Below are 19617 nucleotides of genomic sequence, written 5' to 3' on the forward strand. Positions count from 1 at the left end.
TCTATTTATTCAATGTCAATTATTCAACGCTGCTGCAGAACGGCAATACTTTCTCCGGTACTCCTGTGGCGTTAAACCGGTAATGCGTTTAAATACCTGCCGGAAGGTTTTCAGGTCATTATAACCGGCGTTATACATCAGTGTGCTGATGTTTTGCGTATTTTTTTCCAGTTCTTTTTTGGCAGATTCTATTTTTACCCGCTGCAGGTATTCCAGCGGTGTATTTTGTGTAGCTACTTTAAAACGCCGGATAAAATTCCGTTTACTCATATTCGCCTGTTCTGCGATCTGCTCTACGGAGATCTGCTGATCATAGTGTTGCTCTATAAACGCCTGCGCTTTCAGAATATCTTCATCTTCATGCCGGCGCTGCCCCTGGAATACAGCAAAGTGCGCCTGATTCACCCGGTCCATATCAATAGAAAACATTTTGCTGGTCCAGATACTTGCTTCCCGGCCACAAAACTTCTCTATCAGGTACAATACCAGGTTAAGGGAAATAAAAGCGCCTCCGCTGGTATAAATCCCTTCCTGGTCGGTCATAACGCTATCGGGTAAAATGGTTATATCCGGATACCTCCTGCGCATGTCTTCCAGTGCCATCCAGTGAGAGGTGCAGGACTTACCCTGCAGCAATCCTGCTTCCGCCAGGAAATAGCTGCCTAAGCACAAACTGGCCACCTCGGTGCCACAGGCATGCATAGTGCTCAGCCAGTCTATCATCGCCTTATTTTTGCGCAGCACTACTGTAGGATCGCCTTCAAAAGCAGGCGCCAGGATAAGATCGGTATGCTTTACTTCCTCAATGGTTTTATAACAAATAAACTGTGCGGGCGAATGCAGTTGTATATTTTTCATCTTCTCACTGACCAGCTCCAGGTTAAAAGCCGGCTCCCGCCCCATTTCTGCCATGTAACGGTTCACTCCCAATAACATATCCATTACACCGGACAAAGAAGATAAAATAGCGTCTTCATAAATCAGCAAGGAAACTGTCTTCATGGTAATTCGTGTATGATATACTACAAAAATAACCTATTCTTCTGGCACAAATGCCCCCTAAATTCGGCGTGTTTGCACAGGTGATTTTTGGATTTAACAACTGAGATTTGTAAGACACAAAACGATAAAAATCATGAGTACAAACGTAACGACTGGTTTTAAACATAAAAGTGTTGAGGCCCGTCCCACCCCTAAAGTAGTATCTCACGAAGAATGGCAGGCGGCCAGAATAAAATTCCTGGAAAGAGAAAAACAATATACCCATCTCCGCGATGAGCTTACCCGGCAACGTATGGAACTCCCCTGGGAAAAGGTAGAAAAAGACTATGTCTTTGATGGTCCGGAAGGTAAAGTTAGTCTGTCCGACCTCTTTGACGGCCGCAGCCAGCTGATCATCCAGCACTTTATGTTTGGCCCCCATGAAACAATAGGTTGTGTAGGCTGCTCTTTTGCTGCAGATTCCATCAACGGTGTGCTGCCACACCTGGAACACCACGATGTTTCTATCGCAGTGATATCAAGAGCGCCTTTGCCGGTGCTGGAAGCCTTTAAAAAACGTATGGGCTGGAATTTTAAGTGGGTGTCTTCAGGCGGCAGTGATTTCAACTACGACTATCATGTATCCTTCCGGAAAGAAGACCTGGAAAAAGGAAAGGTATATTACAACTATGGTATCGTGGAAAACTTACCGACCCACCTGGAAGACCTGCAGGGTATCAGTTCTTTTTACAAAGACGAAGATGGCAATATCTACCATACTTATTCGACCTATGGCCGTGGCGGCGAACTACAGTTGGCTACTTACAACTACCTGGACATTGCACCACTGGGTCGTAATGAAAAAGGGGAAAACGGCGATCTGACCGCGTGGGTGCGCCATCACGACAAATACGATGAGAAAGGACATGTAGATAATACAGGCAGGTATCACGAAGACAAAACGCCAGGTTCCTGTTGTAGTGAAGAACATGCATCATGAAAACGAATTGTTCCTGCGGTGGCGCTACGGGCAGCGATCACCGCAAAACAACGGCTGCGCAGGCCACAGGTCCGCTGACATTCCGGCAACGTATCGTTAAAACAGTGCGATGGTTACTACCGGGCATTACCCTCGCCCTGCTGCCGAAGTGCCCGATTTGTCTGGCTGCTTATGTGGCAATCGGTACTGGTGTCGGATTATCTGTAACCGCTGCTACCTGGCTGCGGACAGGACTTGTGGTGTTGTGCATCGGATCACTTGTTTACCTGGTATTGAACAAGGTACTGGCGGTGTACAAACGGCACAAACAAGGGCGATCATTGTCCTAATTCAATATTAAACAGCATCAGTTCATCCACCTCACCGGGTGGTTGAATGGTGCCCTGTAACGTAAATCCAGAGCGTTTCAGCAGCCGTACAGACCGGTGGTTATCCGGTTGTGTAATGGCAAACAAGCGGGGTAATTCCAACTGCTGCTTCGTATATGCCAGTGTAGCTGTAGCTGCTTCAAATGCATATCCCTGGCCTTCTGCCTCCGGCAAAAAAGCAAATCCCAGATCGGGTTGCTCCAGGTATCTTCTCTTAAACAGACCACAAATCCCAATAGGCTTTCCCGTTTCTTTCAACACCACTACCCACGCACCATAGCCCTGCTCCGCATACAAACGCAACAGGTTATTCATAATATACCGTTGCGCATCTGCCAGTGTTCTGATCTGCCGGTCGCCGATATACTGCAGCCAGCTAGGCGTATTCAGCAACTCCAGGACGAAGGCATCATCTGAGGCAGCAAAAGTGCGCAACTGTAACCGGGGCGTTTCAAATAAAACTTTCATGCAAACATTTTATTACGACTCCTTACAAAGTATAATTTTCCGGTGAAGTGAACAAATCATGCCTCATTCCCCTGCTCAGAACTGAACGCCATTTGTGCAAAAACGGACATTTCCCTACCTGGATAAATTATAATGCATTGATTTTTAAACACTCTATTTCTGGCATTAGGTTGGCGATCTCCATTAGTGAATTCATCATACTCTAAATTTAATATGCTTAAAAGCTACGTCCTTACTGCATTTCGTTTTCTTCAGAAAAACAGGTCTTTTAGCTTCATTAACATCTTCGGATTGGCTACCGGCACCGTATGTTGTTTATATATGCTGCTGTATGTGCGGGAACAGTACAGCTATGATCAGCATTATAAACAGGCAGAAAACATTTACCGGGTTAATTCCTCCTTAAAAAGAGCGGGCGATGTGCACAACGCAGCCACCACTTCTCCCCCAATAGCACCAGCATTAAAGAATGATTTCAGCGAAATACAGCAGTATACCAGGATTTCCATTCCCATGTCGGATAACACACAGCTGCTGCATTACCAGGATAAAGCTATCTATGTGGCGCAGGGCGCCTATGTAGATTCTACCTTCTTCGATATCTTCACTTACCATTTTATCAACGGACAACCCTCCAGCGCTTTGTCTGGTCCCTATTCCGTGGTGCTGTTACAGCCCATCGCGGAAAAACTATTCGGCAGTGCCGACCCTACCGGTAAAATTATCCGGATAGAAAATACCAGTGGCACACACGATTTTAAAGTAGATGGTGTAGTGGATGAAAGCCTTGGCAAATCACATATCCACGCCAACCTGTTCTTTTCTATGAACAGCGGTGGTGTAGGTGATTTCATTCTTCGGAACGACTCCTGGGCCAGCAATAATTTTGTGTCATCTTATGTAAAGCTGACACCGGAAAGCAATCCGGCAGCACTGGAAAAAAAGCTGCCTGCTTTCCTGCAGCAGCATGGCGCACAGCAATTAAAAAGTATAGGCATGGAAAAAGTGCTGCACCTGCAACCCATACAGGACGTGCATACCAGCACTACGTATGACCTGGGCCTTGGCAAAACGGTGAGTACCCGTTTCCTATACCTGCTGCTGCTGATCGCCGTGCTGATACAGGTGATTGCCTGCATCAATTTCATGAACCTATCTACCGCCCGTGCTTCCAAAAGAGCGAAAGAAGTAAGTATCCGTAAAGTCATGGGCGCCAAAAGAAATGATCTTATCCAGCAGTTCCTGGGAGAATCCTTACTGTTATCGGCCATCGGGGTACTTATTGCATTGCCCTTGCTGGCACTGGCACTCCCGTATCTGAATATGGTTACCCAGGCAAATGTAACCATGGACTTACTCAACGATTACCGCCTCTGGGCAATGATCGCTGCACTGATTTTAGTGACAGGCCTTATCGCGGGCAGCTATCCTGCATTTTATCTTTCTGCTTTTAACAGCATCAGGGTGATGAAAGGGAATTTCAGTAACCATATTTCCGCTGCAGGCGTCCGGCGTTCGCTGGTTGTATTTCAGTTTGTGCTGTCTATAGTACTCATCACCGGTATTATCACCATCTACAGCCAGTTAAACTATATTAAAAACAGGGACCTTGGTTTTGAAAAAGATCAACAGCTGGTGCTCAGCTTCCATACCCAGGATGCCAAAAGCAAGATGACCGGCCTGACTACTGCATTGCGGCAGCTGCCGGAAATAAAAGCAGCGGGCATGTCTAACAACTACCCCAGCCAATTTGTGTTTAATGATCTCCATATATATGCAGCCGGCACTAACGTGAACGATGCAGTGGAAACGCAGTTCATGCTTACCGATGAAAATTTCTCTAAGTCCATGAGCATACCACTCGTTGCCGGCAGGGATTTCCGTTCATCAGACTCCGGCCGTGTACTGATCAATGAAACCATGGCGCGGCAGCTCGGACTGAAACCGGAAACGGCAGCAGGGCAGCACATCTTCTCTCAATCTGCAGAAGCAAGCACCCCGGTCAGTTTTGAAATAGCAGGGGTGATGAAAGATTTTAATTATAATTCCCTGCACGATAATGTAAGACCATTCATGCTGATGTATGATACGGATCCTACAGACTTCTCCCATATTATCATCAACAGTAACAGCAAGAATTACAAAGCATTGCTGGGCAAAATATCGGCTACCTGGAAAAGCTTTCTGCCCAATGTACCTTTTGAATATGTGTTCCTGGATGAAGCGGTACAACAGCAGTACGAAACGGAAATAACCCTTTCCCGTATCATTAACTACTTCACCCTCATTGCTATATTGATTTCCTGCCTGGGCTTATTCGGGCTCGCCGCTTTCAGCGCAGAGCAAAGGAGAAAAGAGATTGGTATCCGCAAAGCATTGGGTGCCAGTGTAACCGGTATCGTTAGATTATTGTCCGGTGATTTCCTCAAACTGGTGTTGATTGCATTACTCATTGCCACACCTATTGCCTGGTATGCTATGAACCAATGGTTGTCGGCATACGCCTACCGGATCACCATTCAGTGGTGGATGTTTGCAGGAGCGGGATTACTCGCCGCCTTCATCGCCCTTATTACGGTAAGCTTTCAGGCTATCCGGGCGGCCCTGGTGAATCCGGTAAAAAGCCTGCGTGCAGAATAGTTTCTGACACTGCACCAAACAAAAGCATAAACGGCATGTTTAATGAAATATAGAAAGACCATCGGCGAACCAACCGATGGTCTTTTAAATTTCTGAACGTGATCTATACTCCAAAATATCCATATCGCCCCTTCCTGCTCATCCTGTTGTTGATCTGTATCTATTTCCCTTCCCGGGCTCAAACAGACAGCACGCACACAACAGACACCACCCGCGCGAAGGAACCTTCAAAATTTGATCGCTTCAATAAAAAGGCAGAAGCCCTTTTTAAAATCATCCCGGTGCCACTTTACTCCTATACAACAGAAGCAGGGCATATTTTCGGGCTGGCAAAATATAACCTGCTACATTTTTCTAAAAAAGATACGATCTCAAAACCTTCCAAGTTATCGGAAGTCTTTACCGTATCCACCAATGGCCGCATCAATGCTTCTGTTTCTACCGAAATGGTGCTGAAGGAAAACAAGTATGTGATCATGGGCTATATCAATTACAAAAAGCAACCGGAATTTATTTACGGTATTGGCAATGATATCTCCAAAAACGTTTTCGAAGAAGTACAATACAGCCGTTTCCAGTTCTCTGCCACGGCGTTGCAGCAATGGTTTAAAAACTTTTATGCCGGGGCTGCTGTCACAGTATCGGATTACTTCAGCATACAACCTGATAGCAACAGCTTCCTGATCCGGGACAATGTACCTGGGTTGAAAGGTGGGCTGACAGTAGGTGTTGGTCTTTCTACGGCCTACGACAGCCGGGATAACCGCTACAATCCTTCAAAAGGGGCGTATGCTATCGGCACTGTACTGTTTCATCCGGCCTTCCTGGGAAGCGCCTACCAGTTTACCCGACTCGATATAGATCTGCGTAAATATTTCAATCCCTGGCTGAAACATGTGATCGCCTTACAGGCTACCACTACTTATACTGACGGGGATGTACCTTTTTATGAGCTGGCAGAAATGGGCGGCGACAACAAAATGCGGGGTTACTACATGGGCGCCTACCGGGATAATGTATTGGTAGATGCCCAGGTAGAATATCGCGCCCCTATCTGGAACATTTTTGGCGCTACTGCCTGGGCGGGTACCGGCCGCGTAGCCAACAGCTACAGCGACTTATCGCTCGATGGCTTCCACCTTTCCTACGGCCTCGGTCTACGTATCCGTGTGGATAGTAAAAACAATACGAACCTTCGTTTCGATATGGGCTTCGGTCCTGGTGGCTGGCAGGGTTTCTATATTAATTTCGCCGAAGCATTCTAAAGCGCAGTATGATCAATTACCACTTTGCCAAAGTATTTGCCCTGCATATAGTAAGTAAATGCTTCTGCTGCTTCGTTGAAATGGAAAACACGATCTATCACCGGCTTTACCTTATTTACGGTGATGAGTTTGCCCATTTCTGTAAACTGCGCCTTACTGCCGATGGCCACTGGTCTTACGTTTACCATGCCGTACAGGATAAGGTTAATGTTAAATAATGTAGGTTCGTTAGCCACACTGCCAATCATAGCTACTTCTCCATTCATAGCTGCGGAGCGGATTGATTTTTCTGCGGTACCTGCACCACCTACTTCTACCACATGATCTACGCCCTGACCACCCGTCAGCTCACGTACTGCCAGGTGCCAGTCGGGTTGTGTCACATAATTAATAACTTCATCTGCACCGAGGGCTTTCAATTTTGCTGCTTTTTCTTCTCCGGAGGTAGTCGCTATAACACGGGCGCCTGCTGCCTTAGCCAGTTGTAATGCAAATAATGATACGCCACCGGAACCCAGTGTCAGCACTGTTTCACCAGCTAGCAGTCCGCGACCGCCTGTAAGTGCGTTCCAGGCAGTTAAGCCGGCACAGGGCAATGCCGCTGCTTCTATATAAGATAAGTGTGGAGGTATCTGTAAGACAGCATTTTCAGGTAACACCGCATATTGGGTTAACATGCCGTTCATCGATCCGCCCAGCTGTGCAGCATATTCCAAAGCAAAAGGGCCATCCACCCAGTCGGGGAACACGTGCCCCATGACGCGATCACCAATTTTCACCCTGGTAACGACATCGCCAATCCCCACCACTTCGCCGGCGCCATCGCATAGCGGGATCACATCCGGTCTTACAGGCAGCGGATAAAATCCTTTCAGGATCATGATTTCACGATAGTTGAGTGAGCTGGCTTTCACCTGGATCAGCACTTCGTTGGGGCCAGGAGCTGGTATCTGATGTTCTTTCAGGGTAAGTCCGGATAATCCTGCGCCTAAGTTTGCATGGTAGCTTTTCATAAATACTTTTTTTATCGTATATCCATTACGGATATGAATACAAATGTCCGTTGGTATCTTTACTTTTACAATAACGAACAAAAATGTTCGGGTCTGGTGAAAACATAAAAAGTGCCCTATGAGAAAGGTACAATCTACCAATTTTGAAAACAGGCAGAAGATCATTGCTGCCTGCCCCATTTCTTATACACTGGCGCTCATTGAAGGGCGGTGGAAACCGATGATATTGCATCAGCTGTTTTCCGGTGTTTGCCGGTATGGTGAAATCAAGAAAGCCATTCCTATTATTACAGAGCGGATGCTGACAGCGGAGTTAAAGGAGCTGGAGCTGCGGGAGCTGCTGCATCGGATCCCTTATGAGGAGGCAACGCTGAAAGTAGAATATCGTTTAACGGAACGTGGTGAATCTCTCCGTACGGTGTTTCAACAGTTGTGGCAGTGGGGTAAATCGGATAAAGCGGTACATGCACCGGCACTTGTGAAGTAGGAAATCTGCGGATGTTGTCTTTCCCCAGGATTATACTGATGTTGATGATTTTCCTGATTTTGTTTTAATCCTCCCCTGCCAGCCGTTTTAACTGTTGCTGGTAGTCATATTGCAGGTCTTCGTGCTGCCCGGCAATCACTTTCGCGATTTTTTTCAGTTGTTGCTCATAAAGGTTATTTAATTGAACACTATAGGAAGATAACAGACCTGCCAGTTTCATTTTAGTACAGAAATAGATCAGGAGTTCTGCTTCCGCCTGTTTGGAGCCGGTATAGCGTATATGCTTATTCGTTATGCGCAGTATTTTTCTCAACCGTTTTTTGGCATGGTATAATTTATCGCCGGCCATTTCTGCAAACCCGTTATCTATCTCCGCTTTTACAGATTCCACATATCCCTGTTCGTTGTGTGCTTCAAACATCAGATAGGTAAGCAGCTCTTTATTATCGTTTTTATATTTGGCCAGTCGCAGGCACAGGGCCGCCAGTTCTGCCGGCGCCAGTGTATTCAGTTCTTTTTTTATTTCGCTGATAGTAGCAGCTTTCATAATTTATGGATCGGATGATTTCCGCGAAGTTACTATCTATTCTGCAGCATGCACTGTCTCTTTACGTTCTGTACCATCTTTACGCTCCAGCCAGGAATTGAAAATAGTATAAAACACCGCCACAATAATGGCGCCTTTGAACATGCCCGTAAAGCCCCAGGCAGCCACACCACCTATTACCCCTATAAACAGTACCAGGAAAGGTAGTTTGCCACTTCTGGCTATCAGCACGGGTTTCAGGATAGCTTCTCCTATCAGGATGCCGGCGCCATAAATGGCCAGGAAAATGGTCATACCCGGATGTCCCTGTGTGGCCATCCAGATGGTCAGCGGCACCCAAACCACGAGTGGTCCAATTTGTATCACCACCAGGAAAAATATCAGCGCTGCCAGTCCCAATGCGAATGGGATACCCGCAATAGTGAGTCCTATCCAGGCTACCACGGCGGTGATAAATGCAGTACCCATTACTCCGATAGATACCCCTTTCACTGCCATCGTGGTAGCATTCAGCAGATCGGCGCCATCTTTACGGCCCAATAGATGCTGTGCTGCCGCCCGGATAGGCCTGACTGCCTTTTCACCACCTACCAGGAAAAAGGCAGAGATGATGATGCCAATGATCAGTTGTACTGCCGTTCCCAAAATACCGGCTCCACTGCTTACCACATGATTCAGCACCATCCTCACAGGCTGCTCATGTGTATTCAATGTTTCCTTGGGGCTTTCCTGCAAGTGCTGCCAGAAAGTACTGATTTCTGCTCCTACATAAGGCAAATTCACCACCCAGGCCGGTAATGGCGGCAATCCGTTCTCCCGTACATCCTTTATCCAATGCAGCGAATCCCGTATATGCGAGCTCATCTCCGCAATAATATATGTAACTGGTAAAGCAATGATGGCCACCAGCACAATAGCGTATATAGTAGCCGCCAGTTTCCTCCGGCCCCCAAACCAACGCACCATCTTCTCAAACAGTGGATGGAAAGAAACAGAGAAGATCAGTGCAAAGGTGAGTACCCCAAAAAACAAATGCAATACCTGGTAGAGTGCCAGCAGCAACGCCAGCAATAGTAACAATACCAGGATGGACTCAATCATATTTCTCGAAGCTGGCCGGAGGTGATTGTTCATACCACGATTTTTTAAACAAGGAATGGGCTTACTTCATAAATATAAGATTCCTTATTTAGTTAACCGGCAACTATATCCAGGTTTCCTGCAAATGCCGCCACTGTATGTAGTTATCTTCTCCCGAAATAAATAATACACTGGACATTCTGTTGTTAATAATGCCCGTTGCTTCCTGCGTTTCCCGGTAGGTGATCACCACCACCTGGTCCGTTATAAAACGGGTGATTACTTCTGTGGCCGCCGTCACAAAATCCGGCCGCTTACCATATACTGATGGCAGCCATGCTGACAGGTCGGCGTACGTTTTTACACTGCCATCCGGCGCTACCATCGTAAAGTCCGGGTGCAGGCGTTGTAATACTTCATGGGCTGCATCAGCAGGAATAGTGCCTCTGAACCATTTGCTGATAGCATCATTAAAATCATGAATCTCCTGTTGTGCACGTGTGTTAAAATCCATTTTATATTTTTATTTTATTAAGTCGAAGTGTTAATGCAAATGCCAGCAGATATAGACCTGTCAGGCAACTCAGCGCCACCACAAAAGCAGCTCTGAAAGAACCGCCGCTACCCAGCACACTGAAAAATACAGTCCCTATAACGGCAACGCCTACTGCGCTGCCCATTTGTATCGCCGTACTGACCACACCCGCCGCCATGCCAGCTTTCTCCTTCATTACCGGCGCCAGGGTTATACGCACCAGCGATGGCAACACAATGCCATGGCCCACTCCCGCCAGCAACAACCCACTATACAATAAAATTCCAGGTACAGCCTGCAGAGAGATGCCTACGATAATCATCCCAAAACCCAATGCCAGTAAGGCCAGCGCCAATAGTACAATAGCGTTGCCCAGGCGCCGCGCCAGCAACGGACTGCTAAACGGCCCGAGGAAGAATCCGGCAGCATACGGTAATACCGCCATGCCCGCCCTCAGTACATCGTATTGCAACCCATTCTGCAGATATACCGGGTACACCATGAAAAAAGCGGCAGTAGCATTAAATAAAAAAATGACTCCCAACCCGGTCACAAAGTGTTTATCGCGGAATAATGCCAGGTCTACCAACGGATCTTTATGCCGCGACACCGCTCTTTTTTCGGCGCGTATAAATAGCCACAACACCGGCACTGCCATGCCCATGGCAACAAACACCCACCATGGCCAACCGGCCTCTCTCCCGGCAATGAGCGGATAAATCAACAGAAACAGCACCCCGGAAATCAGGAACATCCCCGGAATATCCAGTGCCGGCTGTTTGGAATTGCGTGTTTCCGGCAATACAAAAAAGGCCAGTAATATGGTGAGCAGCCCCACCGGTATATTGATCATAAACACCGATTCCCAGGTAAGCCCAAATGGTTTTAAACGCATCAGCACTCCTCCCAGCAGCTGCCCGGCAATAGATGCCAGACCAAACGTAGCACCGAAAAAACCCATCGCCTTCGCCTGTTCTGCTGGAGGAAAAATAATCCGGATAGAAGACAGTACCTGTGGCGCCAGCACCGCCGCTGCCAGGCCTTGTACCGTCCGCGCTGCTATCAGCAGGTGAATATTGGACGACACGCCACATACAGCGGAAGATATCGTAAGCAACAGCATACCTGCGATAAACATCCGTTTTCTGCCGTAAATGTCTCCCAGTCGCCCACCCGTTACCACCAGCACCGCGTAGGTAGCCCCATAAGCCACCACCACAAATTGCAGTTGCCCGGCACTGGCATGTAAGCCTGTTTTAATGGCCGGCAATGCTACATTTACAATAAAGAAATCCAATGGCGATAAAAACGCGCCCATCAGCAACACCGTTAAAGCCAGCCATCTCCGGGAATAAGCCTCCACTGCCGGCGTTAACGGCACTTCCCTTAACATTGCATCCATACCCTCTGTTTATTTATAAGTGCAAAGGACGACCAGACCGCCGGAAAATAAATTGTACGCTGAGAGGTTTGTACTGTACTTTTGCAGGATGCCAACAAAAGACCCGGGACAACCCATTGAGATCTTATTGCAGGAAAAAGAAACATCTCTGTATGCACCGAGAAACCGTCATTTTTTTGAGCTGATATATATACAGGAAGGAAAAGGCATACAATGGGTGAATGGCAATACGTATAAATATAATAAGGGTAAAATATTTTTCCTGATTCCGGAAGACAAACACAAACTTTACATGGAAACCCGCACCCGGTTTGTGTCTATTCGTTTTTCGGAAGGGTCGCTACTGCAACTGAAAAATGAAGCGGAACAAATAGAGTATTGTGACTGGATGAAAAAAACGGAATACATCTTCCATAACTACCATGCAAAAGCAGGCTGTTTATTCAGAGATAAAAATGATGAAGTATTTGCACTGGCGCTGATGGAAGGTATGATACGGGAACAACAACAGCAAGGCACCGGTTATTTACTCATCATCCGGCAATCTGTTACCATCCTGTTTAACCTCATTGCCCGCAACCTATTGATGGCAGAAGCGGCCGATCCCGTGCAAAAAAACAGCAAGCCATCTGTGATGAAAATCATCAGCTATCTGCAACAATATATTCATCAGCCTGCATTATTGAAAATGCCGGTAATCGCACAAACGTTTAATATATCTGTCAATTATCTCGGTGAATATTTTTCAAAAAACTATGGTAAAAGCATACAGGAATACCTGATAGATTATAAACTCAAATTAATTGAAACCCGGTTGTTGCATAGCGATATGCGTATCAACGAAATAGCCGCAGAGATGAGCTTTACCGATGAAAGCCATCTTTCAAGGATCTTTAAAAGATACCGCGGCATAACGCCGGGCGCCTACCGGAAGCAACACCGGCAGGTGGTGTAAGGAATCCGATACCGGACAAAAGTGTTCGAAAACGGACGTTCCCGGGAAACAGTCTTCTTCCAAACATAGGTTGGCAGCGGCATTGTTAAATGGCAGCTTTCTTGTAACCAGGAAGCTATCCAATTAAACGAAGTAAACATGTTCAAAAACTATCTGAAAATCGCCTGGCGTAATCTCAGGAAAGACAAGTTTTACACCGTCATCAATATCCTGGGCCTGGCCCTGGCTACGGCGGCGTTCCTGTTTATCGTCAACTACGTGAGATTTGAATATAGCTATGAAAATTTTTACAAAAAGGCGGATGACCTTTACCGCATTACACTCGACAACTACAAAGGGAATGAATATATAACCACTGATTGTGAAACCCATCCGGCGCTGGGCCCCACCATCAAAAAACAAATGCCGGAAGTTGTGGACTTTGTGCGGGTAGAGCATATGGAAGAAATTCCAACCGTAAAATCCAATGGGAAAGTTTTCAAGATAGATAATGCATATGCAGTGGACCCTTCTATGTTCACGGTCTTCAATTACGATTTTATAGAAGGCAATGCCACTACAGCACTGACTGCTCCTATGCAGGCCGTCATCACACAATCACTGGCCCGGCGTATGTTTGGTCATGAAACAGCAGTGGGCAAATTATTGCAGGATGGTGACTGGACTTATACCATCACCAGCGTAATAAAAGATATACCTTCCAATACCCATTTAAAATTTGACCTGCTGATATCCTTCACTTCTTTAATCAGCCGGGGCATCGACATGCAAGGTTGGAACGGCAATAATAATTACACTTATGTGCAGCTGGTACCACATGCTGATCTTGCCGCATTTAATAAAAAGCTGCTGCAACTCTCCAAAGAAAAACTGAGGATGGATAAATACAAGGCGGAACCTATGAAAGATATCCACCTCCTCTCACATAAATCTTTTGAACCTGAAGAAAACGGCGATCTGAAAACAGTGCAGTTCATGCTGGTGATTGCCGTACTGGTATTACTGGTCGGTTCAGTTAACTACGTAAACCTTACCACCGCCCGGGCTGCCGACAGAACAAAAGAAACCGGTATGCGCAAAGCGCTGGGATCCTCCCGGATATCGCTGGTGAAACAATTCATGACAGAAACCCTGCTCATAAATTTGCTATCGCTGGCACTGGCATTGGTGCTGATAGAAGTATTGCTGCCGGCATATGTCCAGCTGACAGGCCGGCCTATTACAGTAGATTTCTTCCATTCTTCCTTTTTCTGGTTCACCGCCGCCGCATTGTTTGTGTTCAACTGTGTGTTATCCGGACTGTATCCGGCGCTGGTGTTGTCCGCTGTTAAACCCGTGAGTGTGACCCGGAAATCCTTCACTGCTTCATCCGGTAGTATTTTATTCAGAAGAATACTGGTAGTGGGACAATTCTCCGCTGCCTTAATTGTATTGTCCGCTTCGCTGATCGTTTTCCGGCAACTGTCTTATATGCGGAGTCAGGATCTGGGACTGAGCACTGATCAGACATTGATACTCAGAGCGCCAAGCGGACAAGGGAAAATAATGGATTCTATCCGCCGCCAGCAAAGCAAAGCTTTCCTCAACAATGTATCACAACTACCACAGGTAGAAAACATTACGGCCGCAGAGGCAATGCCGGGAGCCAGTTTACATGACCTCTCCACCACTACTGGTGTGAGCCAGCTGGGTTCCGACAAAGGTCTTAATTATACTTTCTATGCTTATGGAGTAGATGAAAATTTTCTCCCGGTAATGAATATAAAAATGCTGGCAGGAAATAATTTCAAGCGGGTTCCCAACTATGATGAAATGATTCTCAGCAGAGAAGCCTGTCGTTTGTTCGGCTTCAGCAGTCCCCAGGACGCCATCGGGAAAAAACTCACATTGTCCTGGACCAGTTTGGGCTACAGCACCATCATTGGCGTAGTGGAAGATTATCATCAACAATCGTTAAAAGGCGCCATCCTCCCTATGATACACTGGTACCGCAACAATGGAGGTACCTTCTATGCCGCTAAATTAAATACCGGGAACATTAAGCAGACATTGGCCAAAATGCAGTTGCTCTGGCAGGAACAGTATCCCGAATATCCGTTTGAATATCATTTCTTCAATGAATTATTTGATGAGCAATACAAAGCCGATCAGCAATTTGGTAAGATCGTGGAAATATTTTCCTTCTTCACCCTGTTCATTACCTGCTTAGGTATATTGGGACTTACTGCTTACAACATCACCAAACGCAGCAAGGAGATAGGTATCCGCAAAGTGCTGGGCGCATCTGTAGGTAGCATTGTAAACCTGTTATCGAAAGATTTTGTTAAACTGGTTGCTATCGCCATTCTCATCGCCACACCGCTCACCTGGTATATCATGAACCGCTGGCTGCAGGACTATGCCTACCGCATACAAATACAGTGGTGGATGTTTGCCATCTCGGGATTACTCACCATGTGTATTGCCCTTCTCACCGTGAGCATACAATCTATCAAAGCCGCGATGGCCAATCCTGTTAAATCGTTGAAGTCAGATTGATGTTAGCGACAAACGCATAAACTTCACTACTTCTTCATTCACATCTTCCGGCAGTAACATCCGGAAATGATGGTTAAACTGGTGGGCATCTCCCGGTACGGGTGCTATTTTCTGGAAGCACAGATTATCTGTATACGCTTTTTTAAACGGGAAAACGATATGTACAAAACTCTTTCCCAGCTGCGTTACCCAGGCCACACGCCGGTCATCTATGCCGATTCCCAACATAGATTTGGTAGGATACAGATAAACCTGATCCAGTTTTTCATACTGTGCTACAAAGTGATGTAACAATGCCAACGTAGCTGGCGTTTTTCCTGCAATGAATGCTTTTACAGCAGGATCTTTGGTCGTATCGAGGATAGAGGTCGGCATCTCTCTTTTTGCCCGGGAAGTTAGTAAAAAAAAGAATAAGCCGGCCTTGAAAGGCCGGCCGTCATATCAGATCGAATAATAAACAATTAACAGCTTTATTGAATCACTACGTTCCTTACAAATCGCTGGCCGTTGGTATGCACCGCTTCCAGCAAGTAGTAACCTGCTAATATTTTAGTGTGCCATGTTATAGGGATCGTCATTTGTTTATTAGTTACGTGTACCGTTGTTTCAAATACCGATTGCCCCGTAATATTCAGTAACCGTATCCGGTACTGTCCGGTGGCAGCATCTCCGAGCTGTACATGCAATTGTTGTCCTGCTACCGGGTTCGGATATACGGAGATATCTTTTGCCGCTTCACCTGCCGCTATTTTTGCAATATTGCTATATCCCACTTGTCCGTTTGCGCTGATGGCACGGAGGCGGTAGTAGCTACGGCCAGTAGACTGCTGCTGCACTGTTGCCCGGTATCCCCGGTTCACAGGTTTTATGACCATGGCTTCGAGACCATAGAAATGCAGACTATCTTCCGAATATTCAACTACAAAACGCTCCCATGGCGAGTTGGCCATGGCAGTCCAATCGATGGATACTTCTTCCTTATAATGAAATGCTTTTATGAATGGTACGCCTGTTCCTTTGAGCCCGGTGCCGGGTGAAAACGGGTGTATGATCACCGTATCGGTAGATATGGCCGTTTTATTGCCGTCCACAGTGGAGACAGTGATCACTGCTATACCCGGGCTTTTGGCTTTTACCAGGCCGTTGCTATCCACCGTGGCAACTGCCGTATTACCAGAGGTCCATATTTTGGATTTATTGGTGGCATTTAGGGGCAGAATAGTGGCGGTCAACTGTTTCATCGAATCCACATAGAGCGTGGCGGAAACAGGTGTTAAACTTACACTGGCCACATCTACTTTACCAAATACGTAAAACTCATGAATGCTCCAGTAGTTGCCTTTGGCGCCTGTTTGTACCATCTTAATATATCTTCCTGTTTTATCGGTAAATGCTATAAGGGTCATGCCGGTATTGCCTACACCAGTGGCAATGGTGCTGCCCCAGTTAACGCCGTCATTCGAAGTAAATACACTATAGCCTGCCGGAGAATCATCCGGGCTGCCACTCACATCGAGTACAATAGCATGAAAGGTATTCACCGTTTTCATATCTACCGTAAAGGTTTGCCCGTTTACCTGCGAGCCTTGTGTATCCCAACGGGTCGTGGCATTGCTGTCCAATGCGTTTTTAGCATTGCCTGTATTCACGGAGGCGCTGGCTGTCCAACCCTGCCGGTCCATCGCCCCTACGATGGATACGCCCCAGAGATTGCCCAGGTTGTTTTTCCATAAGGCGGTGGCGCCGGTAGACAACTGTGAGCTGTCAATGATGGAACTGCGGGCGGACAGATGTGATCCTGCACCACCGTTTAAAATAGCGCCTACCGGCCATATGGCGGAGTTATGTACATTGAGTGTACCGGTACTGATATTACCAAACCTTAGCTGCCCCGGCTGATGAAAGTTAGCCTGTTGCATATTCAGCGTACCACCATTCATGATCAGTCCTTTACCGGGATTGCCCCAGTAGTCGGAATTAAAAAAGGTAGTAGAACCGGTATAGGATGGTTGTGTGGAAATATAGGTGGTAGTGGTGTCTCCATAAGCTACAATCTGCGAGTTGATAAAGTCTATGCCACCGGCGCCGGCGCCTTCAAAACGCATACTGTTGCGGGAGCCATCAATACCTAATCCCAGGCTCAGCCCTGAAGGTCCACTACCATTTTCTGACTTCAACACGATACCGCTATGCGATCCAAACACAAAATCGTTGTATAATATTTCGTTCTGGCAATTACCCAATGTCAGAAAATCCAGGTTAGCATAGTTGTAGTCATAAGCGCCGGAGTTGCTGCCAGTAGGGGAATTGGGCCAGCTGCCGAACTTTGATTCTGCGCCTGCCGCATATACGATGGTATTAAATTGTAAATTATAAATTTTGCCTCCGGCAGAATTACCCCCTACCCGGATACCATTTTTAAATACGTGTCCCGCCACGAAGTCTACATAGTGGTTATCGCATTTGTAGGTGAAGAGGTCTATGCCACTATACGTAGCCCGCATACCTACATTTACAATATAGGCATCGCTGCCGGTTACCTGTATCAGGTAAGGATAGGCCGGCGCATTTGGCAAGTTGGAATATACCTGCTCCGGGTAATTAAACGTCATGCCCCTCACGCCGCTGTTGGCAGATAGTTTGAGAAAAGGGGTACCACTGGCATTATTCTTATCTGCATACACTTCTATAATACTACCAGGCCCCATTGGTACGGAACTGAGATCTGCAGATCCTTTCAGCTCTACGCCGGAAGGAACCGTCAGATGCCCGGTAACTTTATATTTTCCTGGTGGCAGAAATACCACCCCACCTCCATCCTGCGAAGCTTTATTCAATGCAGCCTGTATGGCACTGGTATTATCAGTGGTACCGTCATGCACGGCATTGAAAGGCGCGTTGATGGCAATGTACAACACGGTTCTTGCCGGCTTCTTTGTTTCCGCGCTTACATCCGGAAAAGCAGGCAATGGTTTTAGGGTAAGCGGGGTATGATCAATGGTACTCGTGTACAAAGAATTGTTTTGTATACTCACTCCTTTTGAAAAGCGATTACCGGTAATGATGCCCCTGGAATTGTTGCCCAGTGCTATTTGCGGCTGGTTGTTATTAAAGTCGTTATCTGAGGCCAGCAGGGAGCCGCCACCAATATCTACATTTCCTTTTGTGATGGTGCATTGTTCCAGCATGGTCCGGGTGGTAGAGGCCGGGTTAGTACTGATACTGTTTAAATTACCTCCGATGGTGCAGGTATGAAACTGTGCGGTACCAGAAGTACCGGCAGCAATAGATACCCCGGTTTCACAGGATACTGTTTTACAGCGGGCAAACATTATTCCATCTGAACTCACCACTTCCAGGTAGATGCCGGTTTTACAATTCGTATAGGTCATCCCGTAATTATGACCGTTGGGAACCGCTCCTACACTGGCAATAGAAGGGGCTGCATGAAAGCCCTTGTTATACCCTTCAATATTTACAAAACAGGTGTAGGTCCAGTCGTTGCGCCGCATCACAATGCCCGTACCATTCTGATAGATCCAGCTTTCAAAGGAACTACCGGCAGCCGGTGCGTTGGTCAGGCCGGAACCAGACCAATAAGCGGGTGAAAAGTCGATGCTTTCAATATGTCCTACATCGGCGATGTTATCGATCTCAATGCCACGGGAAAGTGGTGTACCATAAAGACCATTGATAATAGGGCAGCTACCACCGTTTAAGCGGGAGAATACCACGCCGCTGTAGGCGTTGACAAAGGTGATATTTTTAGCGTTACAGAAGTCGTTACCAAAATAATTGGGCTTACCAAAAACGATCGCCGGAGGATATGCTGTGATGGTAGCCGGCAGTTGCTCAGGATACCAGATCGTCATATCCATTACAGCGGAAGAAGGCTCCATGGTAATAAACGGCGTGGCATTTTCATCGCCCCGGCCTGAGTAAGCCATTAAGATAGTGCCGGTAAGGGCCTGGCCTTTTACGGGTTTCTGCCACTCCCCGCGAAGGGTAACACCTTTGGGAATAATCAGCGTACCGCTGATCTTATATTTTCCTTGCGGAACAAACAAAGTACCTCCGCCCAATATGCGAAGGGTGTCGAGGCGGCTTTGAAAGATGGCCGTAACATCTGTCACACCATCGCCGGTGGCGCCATAATTGGCAACGGAATAAGCGGCTACAAACGCGTCTTTAGTTGGATAAAGTGGGTTAATCAGCTGCCATGTTTGCGACTGTGCTGTCAGCGAAACAGATAATGCGGCCAGCAACCATAAAAATCTCAGGGGAAATAACCAGGTAGTTTTCATATACGTGGGTTAAAGGTTTTCAGAGAAAAAAGAA

The 19617-nt window shown here is 46.8% G+C and carries 16 protein-coding genes; 7 read left to right on the plus strand and 9 right to left on the minus strand.

The features are described 5' to 3' along the window. Positions 1 to 15 precede the first annotated feature (15 nt). Positions 16 to 1002 carry a GlxA family transcriptional regulator gene (locus AB4Z08_RS18515; protein WP_441575250.1) on the minus strand — a complete coding sequence of 329 codons (987 nt, stop codon included), beginning with the start codon at positions 1000 to 1002 and terminating at the stop codon, positions 16 to 18. 133 nt (positions 1003 to 1135) lie between these two features. Here AB4Z08_RS18515 and AB4Z08_RS18520 point away from each other — a divergent pair, with 133 nt between their 5' ends. Both AB4Z08_RS18520 and AB4Z08_RS18525 read left to right on the plus strand, forming a co-directional pair. Next, positions 1136 to 1981 carry a DUF899 domain-containing protein gene (locus tag AB4Z08_RS18520; protein ID WP_441575251.1) on the plus strand — a complete coding sequence of 282 codons (846 nt, stop codon included), beginning with the start codon at positions 1136 to 1138 and terminating at the stop codon, positions 1979 to 1981. Then, positions 1978 to 2310 carry a hypothetical protein gene (locus AB4Z08_RS18525; RefSeq protein ID WP_441575252.1) on the plus strand — a complete coding sequence of 111 codons (333 nt, stop codon included), beginning with the start codon at positions 1978 to 1980 and terminating at the stop codon, positions 2308 to 2310. The genes AB4Z08_RS18520 and AB4Z08_RS18525 overlap by 4 nt, the downstream gene beginning before the upstream one ends. Here the strand turns inward: AB4Z08_RS18525 and AB4Z08_RS18530 are convergent. Then, positions 2299 to 2817, minus strand: a complete 519-nt coding sequence (locus tag AB4Z08_RS18530; protein ID WP_441575253.1) for a GNAT family N-acetyltransferase — start codon at positions 2815 to 2817, stop codon at positions 2299 to 2301. The two genes, AB4Z08_RS18525 and AB4Z08_RS18530, sit on opposite strands and share 12 nt — an antisense overlap. A gap of 213 nt (positions 2818 to 3030) precedes the next feature. On the opposite strand from AB4Z08_RS18530, the gene AB4Z08_RS18535 reads away from it, so the two are divergent. Next, positions 3031 to 5457 (plus strand): ABC transporter permease, encoded by a 2427-nt coding sequence (locus AB4Z08_RS18535; RefSeq protein ID WP_441575254.1) that lies wholly within the window; start codon positions 3031 to 3033, stop codon positions 5455 to 5457. 98 nt (positions 5458 to 5555) lie between these two features. Then, positions 5556 to 6722, plus strand: a complete 1167-nt coding sequence (locus tag AB4Z08_RS18540) for a BamA/TamA family outer membrane protein (protein ID WP_441575255.1) — start codon at positions 5556 to 5558, stop codon at positions 6720 to 6722. On the opposite strand, the gene AB4Z08_RS18545 is transcribed toward AB4Z08_RS18540, so the two are convergent. After that, positions 6719 to 7735 (minus strand): zinc-dependent alcohol dehydrogenase family protein, encoded by a 1017-nt coding sequence (locus tag AB4Z08_RS18545; protein WP_441575256.1) that lies wholly within the window; start codon positions 7733 to 7735, stop codon positions 6719 to 6721. The genes AB4Z08_RS18540 and AB4Z08_RS18545 overlap by 4 nt on opposite strands. Before the next feature lie 118 nt (positions 7736 to 7853). On the opposite strand from AB4Z08_RS18545, the gene AB4Z08_RS18550 reads away from it, so the two are divergent. Next, positions 7854 to 8222 (plus strand): winged helix-turn-helix transcriptional regulator, encoded by a 369-nt coding sequence (locus tag AB4Z08_RS18550; RefSeq protein WP_441575257.1) that lies wholly within the window; start codon positions 7854 to 7856, stop codon positions 8220 to 8222. A gap of 64 nt (positions 8223 to 8286) precedes the next feature. Here AB4Z08_RS18550 and AB4Z08_RS18555 read toward each other — a convergent pair whose 3' ends face one another. The 4 genes from AB4Z08_RS18555 to AB4Z08_RS18570 form a co-directional block, all read right to left on the minus strand. Then, positions 8287 to 8769, minus strand: a complete 483-nt coding sequence (locus AB4Z08_RS18555) for a hypothetical protein (RefSeq protein ID WP_441575258.1) — start codon at positions 8767 to 8769, stop codon at positions 8287 to 8289. Positions 8770 to 8805: 36 nt separating this feature from the next. After that, positions 8806 to 9903, minus strand: coding sequence for an AI-2E family transporter (locus tag AB4Z08_RS18560; protein WP_441575259.1), 1098 nt, complete (start codon positions 9901 to 9903; stop codon positions 8806 to 8808). Positions 9904 to 9973: 70 nt separating this feature from the next. Further along, positions 9974 to 10363, minus strand: a complete 390-nt coding sequence (locus AB4Z08_RS18565; RefSeq protein ID WP_441575260.1) for a hypothetical protein — start codon at positions 10361 to 10363, stop codon at positions 9974 to 9976. A 1-nt stretch (position 10364) separates the two neighbouring features. Then, entirely contained in the window at positions 10365 to 11786 is a 1422-nt protein-coding gene (locus tag AB4Z08_RS18570) for an MFS transporter (protein ID WP_441575261.1), read from the minus strand. An 88-nt stretch (positions 11787 to 11874) separates the two neighbouring features. On the opposite strand from AB4Z08_RS18570, the gene AB4Z08_RS18575 reads away from it, so the two are divergent. Together AB4Z08_RS18575 and AB4Z08_RS18580 are read left to right on the plus strand one after the other, a co-directional pair. After that, on the plus strand, positions 11875 to 12741 hold the full coding sequence (locus tag AB4Z08_RS18575) for an AraC family transcriptional regulator (protein ID WP_441575262.1): 867 nt from the start codon (positions 11875 to 11877) through the stop codon (positions 12739 to 12741). A gap of 138 nt (positions 12742 to 12879) precedes the next feature. Further along, positions 12880 to 15279: an ABC transporter permease gene (locus AB4Z08_RS18580; RefSeq protein WP_441575263.1), complete on the plus strand. Its 2400-nt coding sequence runs from the start codon at positions 12880 to 12882 to the stop codon at positions 15277 to 15279. On the opposite strand, the gene AB4Z08_RS18585 is transcribed toward AB4Z08_RS18580, so the two are convergent. After that, entirely contained in the window at positions 15271 to 15654 is a 384-nt protein-coding gene (locus tag AB4Z08_RS18585) for a hypothetical protein (RefSeq protein ID WP_441575264.1), read from the minus strand. The genes AB4Z08_RS18580 and AB4Z08_RS18585 overlap by 9 nt on opposite strands. Before the next feature lie 95 nt (positions 15655 to 15749). Next, positions 15750 to 19583: a glycosyl hydrolase family 28-related protein gene (locus tag AB4Z08_RS18590; protein WP_441575265.1), complete on the minus strand. Its 3834-nt coding sequence runs from the start codon at positions 19581 to 19583 to the stop codon at positions 15750 to 15752. Positions 19584 to 19617: the final 34 nt, after the last annotated feature.

The sequence above is a fragment of the Chitinophaga sp. RAB17 genome (assembly GCF_052114225.1).
Taxonomy (GTDB): domain Bacteria; phylum Bacteroidota; class Bacteroidia; order Chitinophagales; family Chitinophagaceae; genus Chitinophaga.